A 22209-nucleotide genomic window follows, 5' to 3' on the forward strand; every position below is an offset into this window, starting at 1 on the left:
CGCTGAAAACCCGCAGTCAAAATGCGCTTTTGATTGCAATGCCGGCCTTCGCCCCCTAATCCGGTCTTATGCCCAAGCACGCTTTTTCCCATGTCACCCAATGGGTGTTCGATCTCGACAACACCCTCTATCCGCCCTCGGCCCGCCTGTTTGACCAGATCGAGGTTAAAATGACCGCCTATGTGATGGAGGCCCTGGGGGTGGACAAGGCCAAGGCCGACCACCTGCGCAGCCATTACTGGCGCGAACATGGCACCACGCTGGCCGGACTGATGCGCGAACATGATCTGGATCCGGCACCCTATCTGGTGGCGGTGCATGACATTTCAATGAAGCATCTGGAAAAGGACGCGGCGCTGGCTGCCAACATCAACAATCTGCCTGGCAAAAAAATTGTCTTCACCAATGGCACGGCCCCTTATGCCGAACGGGTGCTGGCCGCCCGCGGGCTGTCGGGTCTGTTTGACGGCGTTTATGGCGTCGAACACGCGGATTACCACCCCAAGCCGGAACGCCGTGCCTTTGACCGGGTCTTTGCCCGCGCTGGCGTGAACCCGGAACAGGCGGCAATGTTCGAGGATGACGCCCGCAACCTCGCTGCCCCGTACCAGATGGGAATGCGCACGGTGCATGTGGCGCCAGAGCCGGTCGAGGCCGCGCACATCCACCATCATTCGGACGATCTGGCTGGTTTCTTGGCCGATCTGACCTGAACTCCGGCCTCTGCCCGCGGCGCGATCAGACGCCGTTCGCCGCATAGCTGAATGTGCACAACCGCATGCTGGCAATTCTCCGCACCTGCGGCAAAATATACCTGTTTGCTAAAGGTTATCGTCCCTATATGCGCCGCAGAAACGATCTTCTGGAGCCCGCCCGATGAGCGCATATGTCCTTCCCGAACGCCTGACCCTGATGCAACGCATACTTTTTTCCGTGCCGCTGCTGGGACGGATGATCAAAGAGATCGCCTATGGCCCGGAAGAGAACCTGTATTACGCCATTGCGACCCTTGTCAGCCTTTGGGGCTGTTCGATCCTGCTGTTCGGCATTCCCGGCCTCTATATCCCGGCGGTCTGCATGGTGCCGGTGGTGTTCACGCTGCTGATCACCATCACCCGCGGCTAAGCGCCCTTTCTGCCGGCAACGGCTTGTCTTACCCTGCCGTCAAGGCCTATCTCTGGCCCAGAACGGAGGGCTGACGAGATGGCCGATACCTGCGATATCCTGATTTCCGGAGGCGGCATTGCGGGTCTGACCGCGGCCGCTGCTTTTGCGTCCAGCGGTTTTAGCGTGATCTGCGCCGATCCCGCCCCGCCGGTGACCGACCGCGACGCCGCAGGCTCCGACCTGCGCACCACCGCCTTTCTGCAGCCGGCACAAGCGCTGCTCGAACGTTGCGGAATCTGGGCGCGGCTGGCGGATCACGCCGCGCCCTTGCAGATCATGCGCATTGTCGATGCCGGAGGCGCCCGCCCCGAGCCGCGGGTGGTCAAGGACTTCAATGCCGCCGACATCTCCAACCAGCCGTTCGGCTGGAACCTGCCCAACTGGCTCTTGCGGCGCGAGATGATGGCCCGGCTGGACGGCATGTCCAATGTTGATTTGCGTTTCGGCACCGGCACCGCCGGGCTGTTCACCCGTACCGATGAGGCGCGCGTCACCCTTAGCGACGGCAGCCTGGTGACAGCCAAACTGGTGGTGGCCTGCGACGGGCGCACTTCGCCGATGCGCGAGGCGGCGGGCATTCCGGTGAAAACCACCCGTTACGGTCAAAAAGCGCTGGCCTTCGCAGTCACCCACCCGGTGCCGCACGAAAATGTCTCTACCGAGATCCATCGCTCCGGTGGGCCGTTCACTCTGGTGCCGCTGCCCGATCATCTGGGCCAGCCGTCCTCTGCGATTGTCTGGATGGAACGGGGTCCCAGAGCGCAGGAGCTGCTGAATCTGGAACCCGCCGCCTTTGAGGCGGCCATGACTGACCGCAGCTGCGGATTGTTCGGCGACCTGAAGCTGGCGTCGCGCCGCACTATCTGGCCGATTATCAGCCAGTCGGCGGAGCGGCTCAACGGCGAACGGCTGGCGCTGATGGCCGAGGCCGCTCATGTGGTGCCGCCAATCGGCGCGCAGGGACTGAATATGTCGCTGAGCGATTTGCGCAGCCTGCTGGAACTGGCCGTCGCCCGCCCCGAAGGCCTGGGCGATGCGCAGATGCTGGCGGCCTACCACAAGGCACGCCACAGCGAGATCATGCTGCGCGTCAAAGGCATCGATCTGCTCAATCGCACTTCGATGCTGGCGCCGCGCCCGCTGCGCGACCTGCGCGCCTTTGGCCTCAATGCGCTTTATTCACTGGCACCGGTGCGCAAGACGCTGATGCAAATGGGATTGGGCGTAAAATAACATGCGCGCTGCCGGACGCTTTCTCAAAGGGCACTGGCAGCTCCTCTGCCTGACTTTGGCGGTTGCCGCGCTCTGGCAAACCCCGGCGCTTCTCCCCCTACGTATCCTGACCGTCTACCTGCACGAGCTATCCCACGCCGCGGCGACCCTGCTCACTGGCGGCGATGTTCTCCGTCTCACCATCGACCCGCGTGAGGGCGGCATGGTGATCTCCCGTGGCGGCAGCCGGTTTCTGGGACTTTCGGCAGGCTATACCGGGTCACTGCTGATCGGCTCAGCCTTGTTTGTGATCGCCCTTCGCACGGATTGGGACCGCAAGGTGCTGGCGCTTTTCGGGGCTATCACACTGGCAGTTGCGGTATTCTATGTCCGGAATCTGTTTGCCCTCGGCTTTACCCTTGTGACAGGCGCACTGATGCTGGCGGCCTCCCGATATCTGAGCCTGAAAATCAATGATATGATCCTGCGGGTGATCGGCATCAGCAGCATGATCTATGCGCCGCTCGACATTTGGGACGATACCATCGCGCGACCCTACCTGCGCTCGGACGCGCGGATGATGGCCGAGGAATTCGGCGGCGGCACCATGCTTTGGGGCGGTTTGTGGCTGGCCATCAGCCTCGGGGTGATCTGGTTCACCCTGCGCCATGGGCTGGGCCGCACAAGCAATATTCCCTTGCGCAGCCCAATCCGGTTTCTTCGTTAAAGCACCTGATCCAGAACTGTCTTCAGACGCGCGAGGGTGGCGTCCACGTCGTATAGCTTATCAAGGCCGAACAGGCCCAAACGGAAGGTGCGGAAATCCGCAGGCTCGTCGCACTGCAGCGGCACGCCCGCCGCAATCTGGGTGCCGAGCGCCAGAAACTTTTTACCGTTCTGCACATCCGGGTCGCTGGTATAGCTCACCACAACGCCCGGTGCGCCAAAGCCGTCCGCAGCGACCGAGGTGATGCCCTTGTCCTTCAGCATCGCCCGCACACCGTTGCCCAGCGCCCACTGTGCATCGCGCAAGCGGTCAAACCCGTATTCCTTGGTTTCCAGCATGGTGTCGCGGAACGCCTTCAGCGCATCGGTCGGCATAGTGGCATGATACGCATGACCGCCGTCCTCATAGGCTTCCATGATAGTGCGCCACTGTTTCAGATTGATGGCAAAGCTGTCCGAGACGGTCTCTTCCAGACGCGCCAGCGCCCGATCCGAGAACATGACCAGCCCAGCGGAGGGCGAGGCGCTCCAGCCCTTTTGCGGTGCCGAGATCAGCACATCGACGCCGGTCGCCTTCATGTCGATCCAGGCACAGCCCGAGGCGATGCAATCAAGCACCACCAGCGCACCGACTTCATGCGCAGCGGCCGCCAGTGCGGTCACGTAATCGTCGGGCAGGATCACGCCCGCAGCGGTTTCCACATGCGGGGCAAAGACGATATCCGGTTTCTGCTCCTTGATTGCGGCCACCACGTCACCAATCGGCGCAGGTTCAAACGGCGAGGTTGACTCGTTACCGGTCCGGCGTGCCTTCATCACGGTCGAAGACGCGGTAAAGCTGCCGGCCTCAAATATCTGGCTCCAGCGGTAGGAGAACCAGCCATTGCGCACCACCAGTGCATTTGCGCCGCGGGCGAACTGCCGTGCCACCGCCTCCATCGCGAAGGTTCCACCGCCCGGCACCAGCGCCACGGCTTCGGCGTTATAGACCTCTTTCAGCATCGCATTGATGTCCAGCATCACGCCTTGGAAGGTCTTGGACATATGGTTGAGCGAACGGTCGGTGAAAACCACCGAGAATTCATCCAGACCCTGCGGGTCCACGGTATCGAGCAGTGCCATTTGGGCCTCCCTGAATTTCCTCATCAAACGGCTAGCCGGTGCCGCAGGCTTTGGCAAAGCCTACAATGGCATACAGCACCGCCGCCGTTCTCCGAAGGGGGATACTGACGGAACGGAAAGGAAAAGACAGCCCAGTCACGACAGAAAACACCCGGATTTGCGCCAAGCGGGTTTCGGATCGGCAACAAACGTCGGCTCAAGAGCCGGGGTCGGAGCGTCAGGTCCAGCTTTCTTCCCCTTCGATTACCGCTGCAACAGCCAGTGCCCTTTCTGCAAGTTCAGGCGGCGTCTGATCCTTAAAGGCCAGATCCGCCATCATTCGGTAGAGAACAGAGGACCGGTAAAACGCATAAACGTCCTGTTCCTGACTATGCTCCCAAAAACTGCTCACCCAGACACCTGGGGTCGGAAACTGGCACCAATCATTCCAGAACCGCTCTGCTAAAACCTGAGGAGGCAGTTTCAGGACTTGGTCGAACAAACTGGCAAGAGGCCAGCCTGCAATGCCGAACGTGCAGAGCACATTGTCGAAATCGTCTTCCCCACTCAGCGCTGCCCACCGCAAATACATGCGCTGAAACCGGTCCAGAACTGACCACTCTTTCTCCAGCCAGTTTTCCTCCACACCGGTGGGGAACCGGTTCAGGCTTACTTCAATGCCAACACCCGCCAGCGTCTCCCCTGACGCCAGCACTTCCAGAATACGAGGCAGCAGGTAACGCCATGTGTGCTGATTAAACTCAACTCCGATGGCCCCAAAGTACCAATCCTGCAAGTAATGGAGAAACATCTCTGCGATTTCAGATTCAAAGAATTGCTCCCGTATTCTTCGATCCATGCAGCAATCACAGACACCGGGTTCAGAGGGCTTTTCACATGCAAAGACCCGATAGGCTTCCGAAATCACTTCTGCAAACTCATGATCAGGCGGTAGCTTGCCTTTCAGCGGTTTCGCTTGCTTGCGGTTCAATTCTGCACTCCAATTTTTTGCTCGATTTCTAGAAATTCTCCCCCCAATGGCCCCGGACGCCGCTCTTCGCTCAGCAGCACATTGGCCTCGACATTCCCCACCCCCGGCAGGGTCATCACCCGGCGCCGCAGCACGCGCTCAAAATCTGAGATATCGCGCGCCGTCACCCGCAGGCGGTAGTCGTACATGCCCAGCACATGCTCCACCGTCTGCACTTCAGGGATGGCAGAGACCGCGCGTTCGAAGTCCTCCAAACTGACCCGGCCCTTGGTGGCCAGCTTCACCCCCAGAAAGACAGTGACGCCAAACCCCAGCTTTTCCTTGTCCAGCTCCAGCTTGCGTCCGGCAATGATGCCTGCCTCCTGCAGCCGCTTGATCCGCCGCCAGGTGGCGGGCTGGCTGAGGCCCAGCTGCCGCCCCAGCGCCCCCGCTGACAGGGTCGCATCCTCCGACAGCGCCCGCAGGATGGCAAAGTCCAAATCATCCAGCGTGCTCATACCGGCAGCACCTCGTCCGACTTGATCCGCGCCACATGCATCAGCGCCTCGATATCGTTGATATGCGGCAGGTTCAGAATGGCGGCGCGGTAGATCTGCTGATAATGCGGCATATCGCGTGCGATCACAGAAAGCCGCACGTCGACCTGGCCGAGAAAAGTCTGGATTTCCAGTACCTCCGGGATCTTGCGCGCAGCGCCGATGAATTCGTCAAAGGCACGCGGGTTGGTCTTGTCCAGCGTCACCCGCAGCGAGACTTCCACCTCATATCCCAGCGCGCGCCAGTCGATTATCGCCCGCTGGCCCAGGATCACGCCCCCCTCGCGCAACTTCTCCAGCCGCCGCGACAGGCGCGAGGCAGTCATACCCAGCCGTTCAGCCAAATCCGGAATCGGTTGCCCCGGCTCGCTTTGCAGATGGCGGAGAATGCGCCGGTCTAGATCATCAAGCATGAATTTTTCACTATCATGGAAATAGACGAATAAATACTGCAAATAATCTGACTTATTCATGCGGAACGGCAATCGCCTTCCCCGCTCACTTCCCTATGATGCCCTCAAACACCAATGGAAAGGACGTGGATCATGCGCGTTTATTACGACCGCGATTGCGATGTGAACCTGATCAAGGACAAGAAAGTGGCCATCCTGGGCTATGGCTCCCAGGGCCACGCCCACGCGCTGAACCTGCGCGACTCCGGCGCCAAAAACCTTGTCGTCGCCCTGCGCGAAGGCTCCCCCTCGGCCAAGAAAGCTGAAGGCGAAGGCCTGAAGGTCATGGGCATCGCCGAAGCCGCTGCCTGGTGTGACGTGATCATGTTCACCATGCCCGACGAGCTGCAGGCCGAAACCTACAAGAAATACGTCCACGACAACATCCGTCCGGGCGCAGCGATTGCATTCGCCCACGGCCTGAATGTCCACTTCGGCCTGATCGAGCCGAAGGAAGGCGTCGACGTCATCATGATGGCGCCCAAGGGCCCGGGTCACACCGTGCGCGGCGAATACACCAAAGGCGGCGGCGTGCCCTGCCTGGTTGCGGTTCACAACGACGCCACCGGCAAAGCGCTGGAAACCGGTCTGTCCTACTGCTCCGCCATCGGCGGCGGCCGCTCCGGCATCATTGAGACCAACTTCCGCGAAGAATGCGAAACCGATCTGTTCGGCGAGCAGGCAGTTTTGTGCGGCGGCCTGGTTGAGCTGATCCGCTGCGGCTTTGAGACCCTGGTCGAAGCCGGTTACGCGCCGGAAATGGCCTATTTCGAATGCCTGCACGAAGTGAAGCTGATCGTTGACCTGATCTATGAAGGCGGCATCGCCAACATGGACTACTCGATCTCCAACACTGCCGAGTACGGCCAGTATGTCACCGGCCCGCGGATCCTGAAGTACGACGAAACCAAAGCCCGCATGAAAGAAGTGCTGAACGACATTCAGCAGGGCAAATTCGTCCGCGACTTCATGCTGGAAAACGCGGTTGGCCAGCCGACCATCAAAGCGTCCCGCCGTGCCAACGACGAGCACGCGATCGAGGCAACCGGCGCCAAGCTGCGCGGCATGATGCCTTGGATTTCGGCCGGCAAGATGGTCGACAAAGAGAAGAACTAAGGCGCCCGCGGACATTTCCGCAGCCTAATTCCTCTGCAGGGCGCTCCACATCGGGGCGCCCTTTTTCATTCAATACGCGTTGAGACGTTGCCATGCCAGACTCCCCCGGCGCCGCCAATTGGACCAAACTTCTGTTCCTCGGAGTGATCTGGGGCGCCTCCTTCATGGCGGTGTCGCTGGCCCTCAGAGGCTTTCCGCCAATGACCATCGCCGCACTGCGGATTTCAATTGGCGCGCTTTGCCTGCTGTCAGTGATTTCTGCCATGGGGATCGGATTGCCCTCCCCCCGCAGCCGCGAAGGGCGGATCATCTGGGCTTGCGCGCTTGGCATGGGGTTTTTCACTAACGCTCTGCCATTCACCTTGCTCAGCTGGGGGCAGACCTATGTGGCCAGCGGCTTTGCCGGGGTCTGCATGGCCGTTGTGCCGCTGTTTGTGCTGCCGCTGGCGCATCTGCTGGTGCCGGGCGAGCACATGACCCTGCGCCGCACCATCAGTTTCCTGATCGGCTTTGCCGGTGTCGTGGTACTGATCGGCCTTGATGCCTTCCGCTCCGCCGGCACCGATTATGAATCTCTCGCCCGCTTGGCCTGTCTGGGCGCCTCGCTGTGTTATGCCATCGGCTCGATTATCACCCGGCTCTGCCCGCAGGTGAACATGCTGTCACTCTCGGCCGCCGCCCTCCTGTGCGGTGCCGCCTTGATGATCCCGGCAGCGCTCTGGGCCGAAGGTGTGCCGGACCTGCCTGCCGCACTGCCGCTGGGTGCAGTGATCTACCTAGGCCTGCTGCCCACCGCGCTGGCCCAGGTGCTGCTGGTCCAGGTTGCCCGCAGCGCCGGTCCGGCGTTCCTGTCGACCGTGAATTACCAAGTGCCGGTCTGGTCGGTGATCTTCGGGGCCGCACTGCTGGGCGAGACCCTGCCGCCGCAGCTGTTTGCAGCGCTGGCGCTGATCCTGGGCGGGCTGCTGCTCAGCCGCAGCCGGCGCCCGCGCGCGGTCTAAGTTCAAATCGCTTAGATCGATAACAAAGCAATTGCCATTGACCCTGTCCACCCGGAGGGGTCTTGTCGCGCTGTGAACCGCAGGAGAGACCCATGCCCGGCATCGCACCGCGCTACTGGCTGATGATTGCCGCCTTGGGTCTGGTCTGGGGCGCGACCTTTCTGCTGATCAAGCTGGCGCTGGAGGGGACCACCCCGTTCTGGCTCGCAGCGGGGCGGATCGGATTTGCAGCGCTGCTCTTGTGCGCGGTCTGGGGCTGGCGCGGGTTCAAGCTGTTCAGGGGCGAGGCCAGCTGGGTACCTCTGGTGATCGTCGGTATTCTCAGCACCGCCCTGCCCTTCATGCTCATCTCCTGGGGGCAGCAGCATGTGTCCTCGGGATTTACCGGTGTCAGCATGGCATCGATCCCGCTGATGGTGCTGCCGCTGGCGCATTTCTTTGTTCCCGGCGAGCAAATGACTCTGCGCCGCCTCATCGGTTTTGCCATCGGATTTGCCGGGGTAGCGCTGCTGATCGGCGGCAAGGCGTTTGAAAGCAGCGGTGCGGAGCTGGAGACCTATGGCCGGGCTGCCTGTCTGTCAGCCGCAGCTTGCTATTCTGTCAGCTCAATCCTGACCCGGCGACTGCCGCCGGTTGATCCGCTGGGGCTGGCGGCCATCCTGCTGGTGATCGGATGCTTCATCATCTTCCCGGCGGCCTGGCTCACCGAAGGTGCCCCGGTGATGCCTGACACCCGGACCCTGCTGATTGCCGCCATCCTCGGCCTGATCCCCACCGCCGCGGCCAATCTGCTGCGCGTGATCGTGGTGCGCGAGGCGGGGCCGACCTTCATGACGCTAACCAACTATCAGTTGCCAGTCTGGGCCGTGGTGCTGGGAGCGGTGTTTCTGGACGAGGAGCTGCCGCCCTCGATGCTGCTGGCATTGGCGCTGATCCTGGGCGGGCTTGGCCTCAGCCAGTTCGGCAAGCTAAGCCGCCTGTTCGGCAAAGGGGGCTGAGCGTCCCCCGCCCGGTTACTCCGCAACCGCGGCGTCGACCGCAGCCACCACGCTGTCGACCGCCAGTGCCATCAGCTCAGCGTCCTCGCACTCCGCCATCACCCGCACCAGCGGTTCGGTTCCTGACTTGCGGATCAGCAGGCGCCCCTGACCGTTCAGCATCTTCTCCGCAGCCGCAATCGCCTCCTGCACCTGCGCATCTTCCAACGGCGCCTGGCCAGTCTGAAAGCGCACATTGCGCAGCCGCTGCGGCACGGTCTGGAACTGATGCGCCAGCTCAGACGCTTTCTTACCGGTCTGCACCAGCTCGGCCAGGAAATGCAGCCCCGCCATCAGCCCGTCGCCGGTGGTGGCGTAATCGCTCATCACGATATGGCCCGACTGCTCGCCACCCAGGTTGAAGCCGCCCTCGCGCATCCGCTCCACCACATAACGGTCGCCAACGGCCGTGCGCTCCAGACCCAGCCCCTTGCTTGCCAGGTGCCGCTCCAGCCCGAGGTTCGACATCACCGTCGCCACCAACGCGCCGCCGGCCAGCTGGCCCTGCTCCGCCCAGCGGCTGGCCAGCAGCGCCATCAGCTGGTCGCCATCGGCCACTGTGCCGGTTTCGTCGATCACAATCACCCGGTCGGCATCGCCATCCAGGCAAATGCCGGCATGGGCACCATGCGCGACGACCGCTTCTGCCGCGGTTTGCGGCTGAGTTGAACCGCAGCCGAGGTTAATGTTCAAACCATCCGGAGATACCCCCACCGGGATCACCTCGGCGCCCAGTTCCCACAAAACCTCAGGCGCCGCCCGGTGAGCCGCACCATTGGCGCAGTCAATCACCACTTTCAGCCCGTTAAAGCCAAGATTGCGCGGCAGCGAGCTTTTGACCCGTTCGCCGTAACGGAACCGGGCATCGTCGATCCGCTTGGCGCGGCCGATATTGGCAGCCTGCGCGGGTTCGACGCCGGCATCAATGAGGCCTTCGATCTCCATCTCGGCACTGTCCGACAGTTTGAACCCGTCGGGGCCGAAGAACTTGATGCCATTGTCCTCGGAGGGGTTGTGGCTGGCCGAAATCATCACCCCGAGGTCGGCCCGCATCGAGCGGGTCATAAGCCCCACCGCGGGCGTCGGCACCGGTCCCAGCAGCAGCACATTCATGCCGGTCGAGGTCAGCCCCGCCGTCAAAGCGTTTTCAAACATGTAGCCGGACAGCCGGGTATCCTTGCCGATCACCACCCGGTGCACGCCTGACCCGTCACGCCGGAAATACCGTCCGACAGCGGCGCCGATGCGCAGCGCCATCTCGGCGGTCATCGGATGGGAATTGGCCGTGCCGCGCACGCCATCAGTGCCAAAAAGTTTACGCATTATGCTTTTCCTGCCAAAAGCCTCAGCGGACGGCCTGCCAAAGTCGCAGCGCCTGAACCGTCTCAGCAACGTCATGCACCCGCAGGAATTGCACGCCTTGCCCCAAGGCCGCAAGCCCTACGGCAATCGAGCCCGGTGCGCGGGCATCAGCGCGCGGCTCCTTGCCTATTTTGCCGATGAAACCCTTGCGGGACGCGCCCAGCAAGATAGGGCAGCCGAGCCCGTGGAACAGGCTGAGATTGCGCAGCAGAGTCAGATTATGAGCCTGCGACTTGCCAAAGCCGATGCCCGGGTCGATCACGATCTGCTCGCGGATCACCCCGGTCGCTTCCAGCCGGTCGATCTGCTGTTCAAGGAAGTCATAGACGTCGAGCAGAACATTGGCGTAAGTCGGCTGGTCCTGCATGGTAGCAGGATCCCCCTGCGCATGCATGATGCAAACCGGCACGCTAGCCTGGGCCGCCAACGGCGCCAGCGCCGGATCGAAGGTGAACCCCGAGACGTCGTTCAGCAGGTTGGCCCCCGCCTCCAGCGCTTCCATGCCCACGGTGGCCTTGCGGGTATCGATGGAGACCGGCACCGGGCTGGCTGCGCGGATTGCGGCGATCACTGGCGCTGTGCGCTCTATCTCTTCGGTCTCGGACACCTCTTCGGCACCCGGGCGAGTGGATTCGCCCCCCACGTCGATGATCGTGGCACCATCAGCCACCATCTGCAGGGCCGCCGCTTTGCCGGTTTCGATACCGGAATGCCGACCGCCGTCCGAAAAACTGTCCGGCGTCACATTGAGGATGCCCATGATCTGCGGCTGTGTCATGTCCAGCCCCGCAATAGAGGGCCGCCGCGCGCTCAGGCGCCGGCGTTCTGCCTCAGGCACAAACCCAACCGGAGCAACACGCGGCGGCCCCTCACGGTTCAGGATTTCAACCTCGGTGAACCACAACGCGCTGCCTGCCAGCGGAACCGCACCTTCGGGGCGCGCCTCGCCGTGCTGAACCAATGGCCGGTAATATGTCACAGTTGTATTTGCTCCACGCTGACGGCCCGCAAAGGGACGCCAGGATTATCAGGCAAATCCCCGCCAAGCACAATCATTTCACCCGCCGCAAAGGTCGCTGCGAACCAGGCCGCCAAAGCAACCGAGTTCGACGGCGGCGCCGAGGGCCCGTCCACCGCGTCCAGAACGATCTTGGAAGGGGCCCAGACGCAGATCTGGCGGTTCTTCATCGCCCAGTCCAGCTCAGTCCGGGTCGAGACCACCACACAGCGGTCATCCTTGGCCGCCAGGCGCCAGGCATTCTGTTCGATTGCAAGCAGATCGATCCGGCGCTGGGTCCACTTGTGGCCTGTGGTGGGAACTTCCAGCAGGTGTGTCCCGACACACAGGATCAAAGGCCGCTGGCGGCATTCCATCTGGTCGATCCAAGCGGTCAGGTTGCCGCTGTCGATGGCATCGTTGGACAAATACATCAGCCGCGGATGCGGGCGCTCTTCCTCATCCACCGGATGGGTAATCTGATCCTTGGAACGCACCACCTCGACGCCCAGCGCGCCAGGGCCCCGGTCCAGCTTCTCGATCCGCACAAAGGCGCGCACGGCCTGATGCTCCAGCAGGATCCGCTCAGCCACGCGTTCGGCCAGGGTTTCCAGCAGATTCAGCCGCTCGGCCGCAAGCTCATGCGCGATGGCCTCCGATACCTTGTCATAAGACAGGATCCGGTCGACATCGTCATCCAGATCCTTCGGCAACGGCGAGATTTCCACCACCACATTGAAGCAGATCCGCTGAGTGGTGCCGCGCTCCGCTTGAAAAGCACCAATCTCCACCTCGACAATATGGTCCCGCAAGGAAATGCGGTCCAGTGGCCCGGGCGCAGCAGTGGCCACGGAACGCTCAGACGGGTGCGCAAAGGCAAGGCGGATTTCAGAGGGCATGGGAGAACGGGCCTTTGGCTGGCTGTGTCAAGTGATGGGACACAACAATAGTATTTCAAGGGCTTCATAACAGTCCCGCAAACGCCACGCCAGTGGCCGAAAGCGGCACTGGCGTGCCGCCTTCAGGCGGTCAGTTGCTCAGCGCCGTCCGGTAACGTTCGTCCCGGTAGAACAGATGCACACCGATGCGCGCGGTGTTTGTAAAGGTGCGGCTCCAGCGCGGCCGGACCGCTGTGGTATGATAGTAGGTCGCACCGCCGGTCAGCTCTGACTTCAGCCCGTCCAGCGCTGCGCGCGCCACCTTGGCCACCCGCTGATACGCCTTCTTCTCGTTGATCACTTCCTTATGGCCATCACAGGTGTAGGTGAACTGGCACTGGTACTTGCGCCCGGTTCCCTGCTTGATCACACCGCAAAGCGAATTCGGGAATTGCGCGCTCTTGACCCGGTTCAGGATCACTTCGGCAACTGCGAACTGTCCTTTGACGGTTTCGCCGCGGGCCTCGAAATACAGCGCTTCGGCGAGACAGGCGAATTGCTCACCGCCGCCAGCTTTTGGCTGGGCGTCCAGCCAGGCCTTGCTGTATTCAACCTGCGGCCGCGCCTTGCGTGTCTTGAACGGATTGTTGCGGATTCCGAAAAATCCGTTGAACTTCCGCACAGGCACCGCGCTCAGACTGGCCTGTTCACGCTCGATCAGCGTACCCAGACCGGTTTCAGCGGCAACACTCTTACCAATCGCGATGGTGGCAGCCATCACGGCAATCATAGTCAACAATTTCATTCAGGGTTCCCCCGTCCTAGCAGCTTGTGCCCGGTTCCCCCAGCACATGCGGTCGCATCCCTTAAGGGAAAAGACCCGAAACGTCCAGCGTTCGGGCAGCAACCGCACTCATGGGGAACACACTCACTCCGCCGGTTTTACATCGGCGGCTGCTGGATGGCCCAAGTTTACTTAATATTTTGTGTATGTTGGCGCCGTCTGCCCGGTCTTCCCGGAAATTGCAAGCTGGGCTGCGGCTAAACGCGCAACTGGCACCCGGAACGGGGAACAGGAGACATAGTCAAAGCCCACATCACGGCAAAAGGCAATCGATTCGGGGTTGCCGCCGTGCTCGCCGCAGATCGACAGAGTGATCTCCCCGTTCTCCGCCCGGCCGCGCTGCACACCCAGTTTCAACAGCTCCCCCACCCCGTCGGTGTCCAGCACATGGAACGGATCCTCGGGAAAGACGCCCTGGTTCACATAATCCGACATGAACCGCCCCGCATCGTCGCGCGACAGCCCATAGGTCATCTGAGTAAGGTCATTGGTCCCAAAGCTGAGGAACGCGGTGTGCGGCGAAATCTCGCCCGCCCTGAGCGCCGCGCGCGGTGTTTCCACCATGACGCCCAGACGGTAGGTGAAATCCTCGCCGCGCTCCGCCTTGACTGCCGCAGCCACCGCATCAATGCGGGCCTTGACCAGTTCAACCTCGCGCTTGGCCGAAACCAGCGGGATCATGATCTCAGGCACCACAGGCTCGCCCCATTTCGAGGCTTCAAGTGTTGCCTCAAAAATCGCCCGCGCCTGCATGTCATAGATTTCCGGCACGGTAACACCCAGCCGCACGCCGCGCAGGCCCAGCATTGGGTTGTATTCGCCCATTTCCTCGACCCGGCGGGTGACATCGCTGACAGGGATGCCCAGTGCTTCGGACAGTTCGCGCTGACCGGTCCTGGTGGCAGGCAGGAATTCATGCAACGGCGGGTCGAACAGGCGGATGCAGACCGGCATTCCCTCCATGATCCGGAACAACTCGCGGAAGTCGTCGCGCTGCATCGGCAACAGCCGCTCCAGTACCGCTTCGCGGCCCGACGGTGTTTCGGCAAAGATCATCTCCCGCATCACCGTCAGGCGGCCGGGTTCAAAGAACATATGCTCCGTGCGGCAGAGACCAATCCCCTGCGCATTGAATTTCCGTGCTGTTTCAGCATCTTCCGGCGTGTCTGCATTGGCCCGGATGCCAATGTCGCGGGCATCGTCCGCCCAGGCCAGCAACGTTTGCAACGCCCCGTCCTGGGCCGCCTCCAGCATCGCCGGCTGCCCTGCCAGCACCTGGCCGCTGCTGCCGTCGATGGTGATGATGTCACCTGCCCGGAATACCCGGCCATCCGCGGCCTCCAGCATCTTGCGCTTGCTGTGGAACTTCATGTTCGAAGCCCCGACAATGCACGGCAGCCCCAGCCCGCGGCCGATCACCGCAGCGTGGCTGGTCATGCCGCCCTTCTCGGTCAGTACCCCGGCAGCGGCATGCATCCCGCGCACGTCTTCGGGAGAGGTCTCCCGGCGCACCAGAATACACGGCTCTCCGCGCGACGCGCTGGCCTGCGCCCCGGCCGCGGTAAAGACCAGTTTGCCGGTCGCCGCCCCCGGGCTGGCGGCAATGCCGCGGCCAATGACATCCCGCTTCGCATCCGGCGCCACCTGGCGGTGCAGCATCTCATTCAGGATATGCGCATCCACCCGCATCAGCGCCTCTTCCTGAGGAATGATCCCGTCTTCGGCCAGCGCCACAGCGATCCGCACCGCAGCCTGTGCCGAACGCCCCACCCGCACCCCGTCGAGGATATGCACGCGGCCGTTCTCAATCACGAATTCCAGCTGCATTTCCTCACGCAGCTTTTCACGCATCAGCGCGGCATGGGATTGCAGGTCCGCAAAGGCCTCCGGCGCCAGCTCCTCCAGCGACAGCCCGCGCGTATCCCTGGCCAGATACAGCGCTTTGGCCCCCGCCCCCAGCGCATCGCGCCCCTGGCTCTGGCTCAGATAGCGGCCGGTCAGCTGCGGGCTGCCGGTGGTCGAATTCACCAGTTGCAGCACGCCTGAGCCGCATTCGCCCTGGCCGACGCCGGGGATCATTTCCTGCACCACCAGCCCCAGACCGGCATCAGCAGGTGCGCCCTTGGCCTGACGCAACAGCCGCGCCGAGGTGCCCTCCCACGCCCGCGCCATCGAGCGCAGGACAGCCGCCAGCTGCTCGCCCGGGTCCTGCGGGAAGGGTTCGTCGGTTTCGGCCTCATAGGCGTGCAGGATTTCGCTCAGCGCATCAGGGCCGCCGTCCTCGACATCGTCAAACACGTCGGGGTCCAGCCGTGCCACATGCACCGCATAAGATTGCACAAAGCGCAGGTACAACGCTGCCGCCGCGTCGCGTCCCAGGCTGTCGCAGAGGTCGACATAGCGCGCATCGTTCATGCCGATATTCAGGATCGCGCCCGGACCGCCCCAATCCGGATCCTCGGAAGACGGGCGCACGCAAAGCAGCGACTCGGGGTCGAATTCTGCAAGCACCGCAGTCAGATCGGGCATCTGCCCCTCGGCAATCGAATGCACCGCATCGAAAGACAGCGCCACCGTGCGCGGCACCGGCAGGTCCAGCCGCTCCAGCCGCTGCAGGCATTTCGCGCGCCCGCCATGGGTGGCGGTTGCAATCGGCGCATTCGGAGTGATCAGCGAGGCCGGCGGGATCTGTTCGAAATCTTTCTGCACTGCAGCACGTCTCCTTTAAAAGTCACCATAAGGGGAAGACGCGATGGCGCAAGGGTCTTGTCACAGCCCGCCGGCAACTGAGGGCGGTTCTGCAAAAGAAAACCGGCCTTCCCTTGCGGAAAGGCCGGTGCCCCGGCGGGGAGTATCTTCAAGCAGAAAGTAGCAGCAGGTGTGCCGCTTAGCCTTCGACCTTGGTGAGGTCCGCAACCTGACCGCAGACCTGACGGATCTGGCTGAGAAGGTTCAGGCGGTTGCGACGGATCACTTCGCTTTCGGCATTGACCTGCACCGCTTCAAAGAAGGCATCAATGGGTGCGCGCAGGGCGGCCATGCCGCGCATGGCTGCCGCGAAATCCTCGGCCTCGATGGCCGGGGAGATCGCCGCCCCGCCTGCTTCCAGCGCGTCGAACAACGCGGTCTCAGTAGCGTCCTCGGCAAACTTGCGGTCGCCGCCATAGGAGTACTCGACGCCGTCCTTTTCCTCTGCCTGACTGAGGATGTTGTTGGCGCGTTTGAAGCCCTGCAGCAGGTTGGTGCCGTCTTCAGTCTTCATGAAGTCTTCCAGCGCGCGGGCGCGTTTCACCAGCAGCGTCAGGTCGTCGTTGCCCTCCATCGCTATACAGGCGTCGATCACGTCATGGCGGATGCCCTGATCGCGCAGGAAAACCTTGAGGCGGTCATGGAAGAAGGAGAGGAGGTCATGTGCCTTTTCCATGAACACCTTCATGTACTCAGAACTTTGCTCTGGTGCCGGTCCAATTTCCTGTTCAACCCTCTGCTTAAGACGCTTCAGGTGCTCATCATTCCACGGCGTCGAGGCTTGAATTTCCTGCAGTTTCTTGAGTGTTTCCTCTGCGCCGGGGTTGCTGAAGACCTTGGACAAATCCATCAGGTGGTTCATCCGCCATTCCAGCAAGGAAAGCAGGTCCAGTCTCAGATCATTCTCAAGCACCAGCCGGATTACCCCCAGCGCGGCACGGCGCAGGGCAAAGGGGTCTTTCGACCCGGTGGGCTTTTCGTCGATCGCCCAGAAGCCGGTCAGCGTGTCCAGTTTGTCGGCCAGCGCCACGGCAACCGAAACCGGCTCCGAAGGCACATCGTCACCCGGTCCAAGCGGCGAATAATGCGCTTCGCAGGCGTTGGCCACCTCTTGCGGCAGGCCCGCGGCCTCGGCGTAATAGCGGCCCATCAGGCCCTGCAGTTCCGGGAACTCATAGACCATCTCAGACGACAAATCAGCCTTGGCCACCCGTGCCGCCTGCTCCGCCAGATCGGCGTCTGCGCGCACCACCGGCGCGATCTCGCGGGCCAGCGCGGCGATGCGGCCGATCCGCGCCGCCTGGGTGCCCAGCTTGTTGTGGAAGGTCACGTTGCCGAGGTTCTCCACCCAGGCGCTCATGCCTGCTTCGGACTTGGCGGTGCGCAGGTCGTTCTCCCAGAAGAACTTGGCATCGGCCAAACGCGCCGACAGGACCTTTTGATTGCCCGCCAGGATGGTGGCGCCATTGTCCGCCGTCTCGCGGTTAGCGACGGTGATGAACTTCTCGATCCGGCCGGTCTTGGGGTTCTTCACCGAGAAGAACTTCTGGTGCTCCTTCATGGAGGTCTGCAACACCTCCGGCGGCAGCTCCAGGAACTCTTCGTCGATGGCGCCCATCAGCACCACCGGCCATTCGACCAGACCGGCGACCTCCGCCAGAAGGCCCCTGTCCTCAACCACGTCGAGGCCCGAGGCAAAGGCCTGATTGGTGGCCTCCTGCCAGATCGCCTCGGCGCGCTCGCGGCCGTCCAGCACCACATGGGCGCGCTTCAGCTTGGCGGCATAGTCGTCAAAGCTGGTGACGGAGATCTCAGCCGGCGCCATGAAACGGTGGCCGCGGGTGGTGTTGCCCGCCTTGATCCCATCGATGTCCAGATCCACCACGGTGGCGCCCGCCTCGTCCGACAGGATACACAGGATCGAATGCAAGGGACGCACCCAGCGCAAAGAACCCGCGCCCCAGCGCATGGATTTTGGCCAGGGGAAATTGCGGATAGTGGCTTCCAGAACCTCGGCGATAATCTCCGCCGCCGGGCGGCCCGGTTTTTCGATCAGGGCGAAATAGACCGCGCCCTTGGGGGTTTCGCGCTCCTCCAGCTGATCCCGGGTCAGGCCCGCACCGCGCAGGAAGCCTTCGATCGCCTTGTCCGGCGCGCCGACCTTGGGGCCCTTGCGCTCTTCGCGGATAGTGGGGCTTTCGGCCAGCAGACCATCGACAGCCAGGGTCAGACGCCGCGGCGTCGACAGCGCCGCAGCACCGGCATAGGTGAGACCCGCCTCGACCAGTCCGTCGGTCACGCGTTTCTTCAGGTCCTCGGCGGCGCGCGTCTGCATGCGGGCCGGGATTTCCTCGGAAAAGAGTTCAATCAGCAGATCGGGCATCAGATGTCCTCACGGGTGGCCGCGCGGGCGGGCGCAGCAGAAATTCGGGAAAAGGCCGGTGCAGCGGAGAAAGTCATTCTTCCGCCTGCCCGGTTTCGGGTGCCTGGCCTGCCTCGGGACGGGGCGGGCATTCCTCGCCCACCACAGTGCCGTCATAGGCTTTCTGGCCGCAGTCATTCAGCTCATGCCAGATATAGCCGCGGCCCTCATCGGTGACGGCGACAATGCGGTCGACGCCATAGGAGATGTTCTTGACCGACAGGAAGGCTTTGGCCGAACCATCCGCCAGTCTGGCGCCGATAGCTGCTGCATCAAAGCAATCAAACCAGCCGGGCGCGTTGCGCGGCTCCAACTTGTCGGACAGGGTGAAAACCTGCGCCAGCTCGTCCGGCGTCACCATGGTGGTGAAACACGCGCGGTAGCGGATCGGCGAACTGCCGGCGTCTATCGCCTCAAACTCCGAATAGGCAATAGGCTGTGCCTCGCCGCCGCCCAGCGGCACCAGGGCAACGTCGCGGCCCGGCTGAAGCTGCACGTCTTCGTAAAAGCCGTAGACCTGCAGGTAGTACATCGCTCCGCCGGCGGCGAGCGCCGACAGGATCAGGATCAAAGCAAGAAACTTTCCCATAACGCGCCTACTCTGCTCAGGCCGCACTTCCGGCGGTATGGCCGCCGGCGCCGGTCAGCACGAATGCATCGGCGCATTGCTTGGCCAGAGCGCGGACCCGGCCGATATAAGCCTGCCGCTCGGTGACCGAGATCACCCCGCGGGCATCCAGCAGGTTGAAGATATGCGAAGCCTTGATGCACTGGTCATAGGCCGGGTGCGCCATGATAATGCGCTTTCCGGTCTTGGGATCCATGTGCTCCTGCGCCAGGATGGCGGCGCATTCGGCCTCGGCCTCCTCGAAATGGCGCAGAAGAACCTCGGTGTTGGCCACGTCGAAGTTCCAGCGGGCGTATTCTTCTTCGGTCTGCTTGAACACATCGCCGTAGGACAGCGGGATCAGTGCATCCGGATCGTTGTAGGGCATGTCCATCACGTGGTCGACACCCAGCACATACATCGCCAAGCGCTCCAGACCATAGGTCAGCTCGCCCGAGACCGGGTGGCAGTCATGGCCGCCGACCTGCTGGAAATAGGTGAACTGGCTGACTTCCATACCGTCGCACCAGACTTCCCATCCCAGACCCCAGGCGCCCAGCGTCGGCGACTCCCAGTCATCCTCGACAAAGCGGATGTCATGCATTGCCATATCGACGCCAATTGCCTCCAGCGAGCCCAGATACAGATCCTGCAGGTTCGGCGGCGAGGGTTTGATCAGCACCTGATACTGGTAATAGTGCTGCAAGCGGTTCGGGTTCTCGCCATAGCGCCCGTCGGTCGGGCGCCGCGAGGGCTGCACATAAGCGGCGGCCCAGGACTTGGAGCCCAGTGAACGCAGAGTGGTCGCTGGGTGGAATGTCCCGGCGCCGACTTCCATGTCATAGGGCTGCATGACGGCACAGCCTTTGGCGGCCCAGTAATTCTGAAGCCTCAGGATTATCTCTTGGAAGGAGCGCGGCGCGCCGTTGGTCTGGGTCATCTCTTATCCCTTTTGGGGCAGCAATTGCGGGGATCTTCCTATGCAAGCCTATGGGCAGGGTCAACGCCCTGCGGGTGCTAACACTGCGCCCTCCGGCCTGAACCAGACCGCGCATCGGCAACAAATGTGCGGGAATGCGGCAACGGGGCGGGAATTCCCCCTGCGATGAGGAGTTCCCTTTGCCGCGCCAAAATGCTTAACCTCCGCGGCAAAGAATAAGAGTTCTTCCGGGATACGAGGCCCTGACAATGAAAAAACTGTTTGCCGCTCTGGCGCTGCCGCTGATTGCGCTGGCCATTGCGTTCACCGCGCCTGTTTCAGCGCAAAGCAGCCGCGATGCGGTGTGGGTCCAGATCGCCGCCCGCCCGTCCCTGCGCGAGGCCGAAACCGAGGCCCGCACCTTTGCCGCGCGCCTGCCCGATGTGTCGGGCTATGCGCTTGGCGGCGGCTGGTACGGGGTGGTTCTGGGCCCCTACGCCCGCGACGATGCCGAACGGGTTCTCCAAGTCTACCGCGCCGAGGGGCAGATCCCCCGCGACAGCTTCATCGCTTTCCGCCGCAACCTGGGCAACCAGTTCTATCCGTTGACCGCTGATGCAACGGCTCCGGCGCAGCCGGCACCCGCCCCTGCACCGGCAGCCCCTGCAGCAGAAGACCCGGCGCCGCAGCAGCAGGCAGCCCTGCAGTCCAACCTGCCGGATGAGACCCCGGCCGAGGCGCGACGCAGCGAACGCGCTCTGTCGCGTGAGCAGAGGATGCAGCTGCAGGTCGCGCTGAAGGCCGCAGGCTTCTACAACTCGGGCATCGACGGCGCCTTTGGCCGCGGCACCCGCAGGTCGATGAGCGACTGGCAATCCGCCCGCGGCTTTGAGCCGACCGGCGTGCTGACCACCGGCCAGCGTCAGGTCTTGATGGATGAGTACAACGCCCCGCTGATCTCGGTCGGCATGGCCCGTGTGGAAGACGCCAAGGCCGGTATCGCCCTGCAGATTCCGGCGGGTGAAGTCGCGTTCGACCGCTATGAATCGCCCTTTGCCCATTACGCTGCCAAGGGCGATCTGGGGGCAGAGGTTCTGCTGATCAGCCAGCCCGGCGATAAACGCACCCTTTTCGGCCTCTATGACATCCTTCAGACGCTTGAGATCGTGCCTCTGGAGGGCCCGCGCCAGCGCGGCAAGGACAGCTTCACTATCGAAGGCCGAAACAGCAATATCGTCTCCTTCACTCAGGCCAGCCTGAAAAACGGCGAAGTGAAAGGCTTCACTCTGATCTGGCCGGCCGGCGATGAGGACCGCCGCACCCGCGTTCTGGCGGCCATGCAAGCAAGCTTCACCCGTCTCGACGGGGTGCTGGACCCGGCCGCGGGCGGCGATACGGTGCAAAACATCGACCTGGTTTCCGGCCTTGAGATCCGCAAGCCGAAACTGTCGCGCTCCGGCTTCTTTGTCGATAGCGACGGCAGCGTGCTGACCACCTCGGATGTGGTAGCGGGCTGTACCCGGATCACCCTGGATCATGGGTATCAGGCTGAAGTGGCGGCCAACAACATTGCAGACGGCATCGCCATCCTGCGCCCCGCCGAAGCGCTGGCGCCAGCCGCAGTTGCCGAACTCAGCGCCACCTCGCCGCGGTTGCAGTCCGAGGTTGCCGTGTCCGGCTTCTCCTATGAGGGCGTGCTGGGCGCACCGAGCCTCACCTGGGGCAAAGTCGCAGACGTCAAAAGCCTGGATGGCAACACCGGCGTCGCCCGGCTGGAACTGACCGCACAGCCCGGTGACGCCGGCGGCCCGGTCCTGGACAGCACCGGCGCTGTTCTTGGGATGCTGCTGCCGCGCCAAATCGAAGGCAAGCAGCTGCCCGAGGACGTTAGATTTGCGGTGAATGCCGAAGCCATCCGCGGCGCGCTGAACACCGCTGGCCTGAGCCCCGCAGCCCAGAGCGCATCGGCAGGCAGCCTGCCCAATGCAGCGTTGACCCGGCTGGCTTCCGGCATGACCGTGCTGGTCAGCTGCTGGGAGTGACAAGCCGGCCGCCACTGGTGGCAGGCCTGATCAGAAAGACAAAAGCCGGCG

General features: G+C 62.7%; 20 protein-coding genes. 8 read left to right on the forward strand and 12 right to left on the reverse strand.

What is annotated here, in order from left to right; genetic code table 11:
* The first annotated feature begins 68 nt into the window (after positions 1-68).
* From METH_RS12910 to METH_RS12925, 4 genes are all read left to right on the forward strand, one after another.
* Positions 69-713 (forward strand): pyrimidine 5'-nucleotidase, encoded by a 645-nt coding sequence (locus METH_RS12910; RefSeq protein WP_024090918.1) that lies wholly within the window; start codon positions 69-71, stop codon positions 711-713.
* Between the two features lie 163 nt (positions 714-876).
* Positions 877-1125, forward strand: coding sequence for a hypothetical protein (locus METH_RS12915; protein ID WP_024090919.1), 249 nt, complete (start codon positions 877-879; stop codon positions 1123-1125).
* Between the two features lie 78 nt (positions 1126-1203).
* Positions 1204-2400 carry a UbiH/UbiF family hydroxylase gene (locus tag METH_RS12920; protein ID WP_024090920.1) on the forward strand — a complete coding sequence of 399 codons (1197 nt, stop codon included), beginning with the start codon at positions 1204-1206 and terminating at the stop codon, positions 2398-2400.
* A 1-nt stretch (position 2401) separates the two neighbouring features.
* Positions 2402-3106, forward strand: a complete 705-nt coding sequence (locus METH_RS12925) for a M50 family metallopeptidase (protein ID WP_044008424.1) — start codon at positions 2402-2404, stop codon at positions 3104-3106.
* Here METH_RS12925 and METH_RS12930 read toward each other — a convergent pair.
* The 4 genes from METH_RS12930 to METH_RS12945 all read right to left on the reverse strand — a co-directional run bounded on the left by METH_RS12930 (position 3103) and on the right by METH_RS12945 (position 6146).
* Positions 3103-4227 (reverse strand): aminotransferase class V-fold PLP-dependent enzyme, encoded by a 1125-nt coding sequence (locus METH_RS12930; RefSeq protein WP_024090922.1) that lies wholly within the window; start codon positions 4225-4227, stop codon positions 3103-3105. The genes METH_RS12925 and METH_RS12930 overlap by 4 nt on opposite strands.
* A gap of 217 nt (positions 4228-4444) precedes the next feature.
* Positions 4445-5197 (reverse strand): hypothetical protein, encoded by a 753-nt coding sequence (locus METH_RS12935; RefSeq protein ID WP_156927487.1) that lies wholly within the window; start codon positions 5195-5197, stop codon positions 4445-4447.
* On the reverse strand, positions 5194-5694 hold the full coding sequence (locus tag METH_RS12940) for an Lrp/AsnC family transcriptional regulator (protein ID WP_024090924.1): 501 nt from the start codon (positions 5692-5694) through the stop codon (positions 5194-5196). Before METH_RS12940 ends, METH_RS12935 begins: the two co-directional genes overlap by 4 nt.
* The gene (locus METH_RS12945; protein WP_024090925.1) at positions 5691-6146 is read right to left on the reverse strand and encodes an Lrp/AsnC family transcriptional regulator; all 456 of its coding nucleotides are present in this window, start codon (positions 6144-6146) and stop codon (positions 5691-5693) included. Before METH_RS12945 ends, METH_RS12940 begins: the two co-directional genes overlap by 4 nt.
* A 132-nt stretch (positions 6147-6278) precedes the next feature.
* Here METH_RS12945 and ilvC point away from each other — a divergent pair, with 132 nt between their 5' ends.
* From ilvC to METH_RS12960, 3 genes are all read left to right on the forward strand, one after another.
* Positions 6279-7301: a ketol-acid reductoisomerase gene (gene ilvC, locus METH_RS12950; protein WP_024090926.1), complete on the forward strand. Its 1023-nt coding sequence runs from the start codon at positions 6279-6281 to the stop codon at positions 7299-7301.
* A gap of 92 nt (positions 7302-7393) precedes the next feature.
* A complete protein-coding gene (locus METH_RS12955) occupies positions 7394-8302 on the forward strand; it encodes a DMT family transporter (protein WP_024090927.1) in 909 nt (302 codons plus the stop codon).
* Positions 8303-8394: 92 nt separating this feature from the next.
* A complete protein-coding gene (locus METH_RS12960) occupies positions 8395-9300 on the forward strand; it encodes a DMT family transporter (protein ID WP_024090928.1) in 906 nt (301 codons plus the stop codon).
* Between the two features lie 15 nt (positions 9301-9315).
* Here the strand turns inward: METH_RS12960 and glmM are convergent, their stop codons facing one another.
* The 8 genes from glmM to METH_RS13000 all read right to left on the reverse strand — a co-directional run bounded on the left by glmM (position 9316) and on the right by METH_RS13000 (position 20137).
* The gene (gene glmM / locus METH_RS12965; protein ID WP_024090929.1) at positions 9316-10662 is read right to left on the reverse strand and encodes a phosphoglucosamine mutase; all 1347 of its coding nucleotides are present in this window, start codon (positions 10660-10662) and stop codon (positions 9316-9318) included.
* Between the two features lie 22 nt (positions 10663-10684).
* Entirely contained in the window at positions 10685-11680 is a 996-nt protein-coding gene (gene folP, locus METH_RS12970; protein WP_024090930.1) for a dihydropteroate synthase, read from the reverse strand.
* Positions 11677-12597 carry a dihydroneopterin aldolase gene (locus METH_RS12975; RefSeq protein ID WP_024090931.1) on the reverse strand — a complete coding sequence of 307 codons (921 nt, stop codon included), beginning with the start codon at positions 12595-12597 and terminating at the stop codon, positions 11677-11679. Before METH_RS12975 ends, folP begins: the two co-directional genes overlap by 4 nt.
* A gap of 130 nt (positions 12598-12727) precedes the next feature.
* The gene (locus METH_RS12980; RefSeq protein ID WP_024090932.1) at positions 12728-13381 is read right to left on the reverse strand and encodes a cell wall hydrolase; all 654 of its coding nucleotides are present in this window, start codon (positions 13379-13381) and stop codon (positions 12728-12730) included.
* A 171-nt stretch (positions 13382-13552) separates the two neighbouring features.
* Positions 13553-16129 (reverse strand): putative PEP-binding protein, encoded by a 2577-nt coding sequence (locus tag METH_RS12985; RefSeq protein WP_024090933.1) that lies wholly within the window; start codon positions 16127-16129, stop codon positions 13553-13555.
* A gap of 178 nt (positions 16130-16307) precedes the next feature.
* Entirely contained in the window at positions 16308-18551 is a 2244-nt protein-coding gene (glyS, locus tag METH_RS12990) for a glycine--tRNA ligase subunit beta (protein ID WP_024090934.1), read from the reverse strand.
* Between the two features lie 73 nt (positions 18552-18624).
* Positions 18625-19179 carry a DUF6446 family protein gene (locus METH_RS12995; RefSeq protein WP_024090935.1) on the reverse strand — a complete coding sequence of 185 codons (555 nt, stop codon included), beginning with the start codon at positions 19177-19179 and terminating at the stop codon, positions 18625-18627.
* 16 nt (positions 19180-19195) lie between these two features.
* The gene (locus tag METH_RS13000; RefSeq protein WP_024090936.1) at positions 19196-20137 is read right to left on the reverse strand and encodes a glycine--tRNA ligase subunit alpha; all 942 of its coding nucleotides are present in this window, start codon (positions 20135-20137) and stop codon (positions 19196-19198) included.
* A 248-nt stretch (positions 20138-20385) separates the two neighbouring features.
* Here METH_RS13000 and METH_RS13005 point away from each other — a divergent pair, with 248 nt between their 5' ends.
* Entirely contained in the window at positions 20386-22158 is a 1773-nt protein-coding gene (locus tag METH_RS13005) for a trypsin-like peptidase domain-containing protein (protein WP_024090937.1), read from the forward strand.
* Positions 22159-22209 lie beyond the last annotated feature (51 nt).

This window comes from Leisingera methylohalidivorans DSM 14336 (assembly GCF_000511355.1).
In the GTDB taxonomy this organism is placed as follows: Bacteria; Pseudomonadota; Alphaproteobacteria; order Rhodobacterales; family Rhodobacteraceae; genus Leisingera; species Leisingera methylohalidivorans.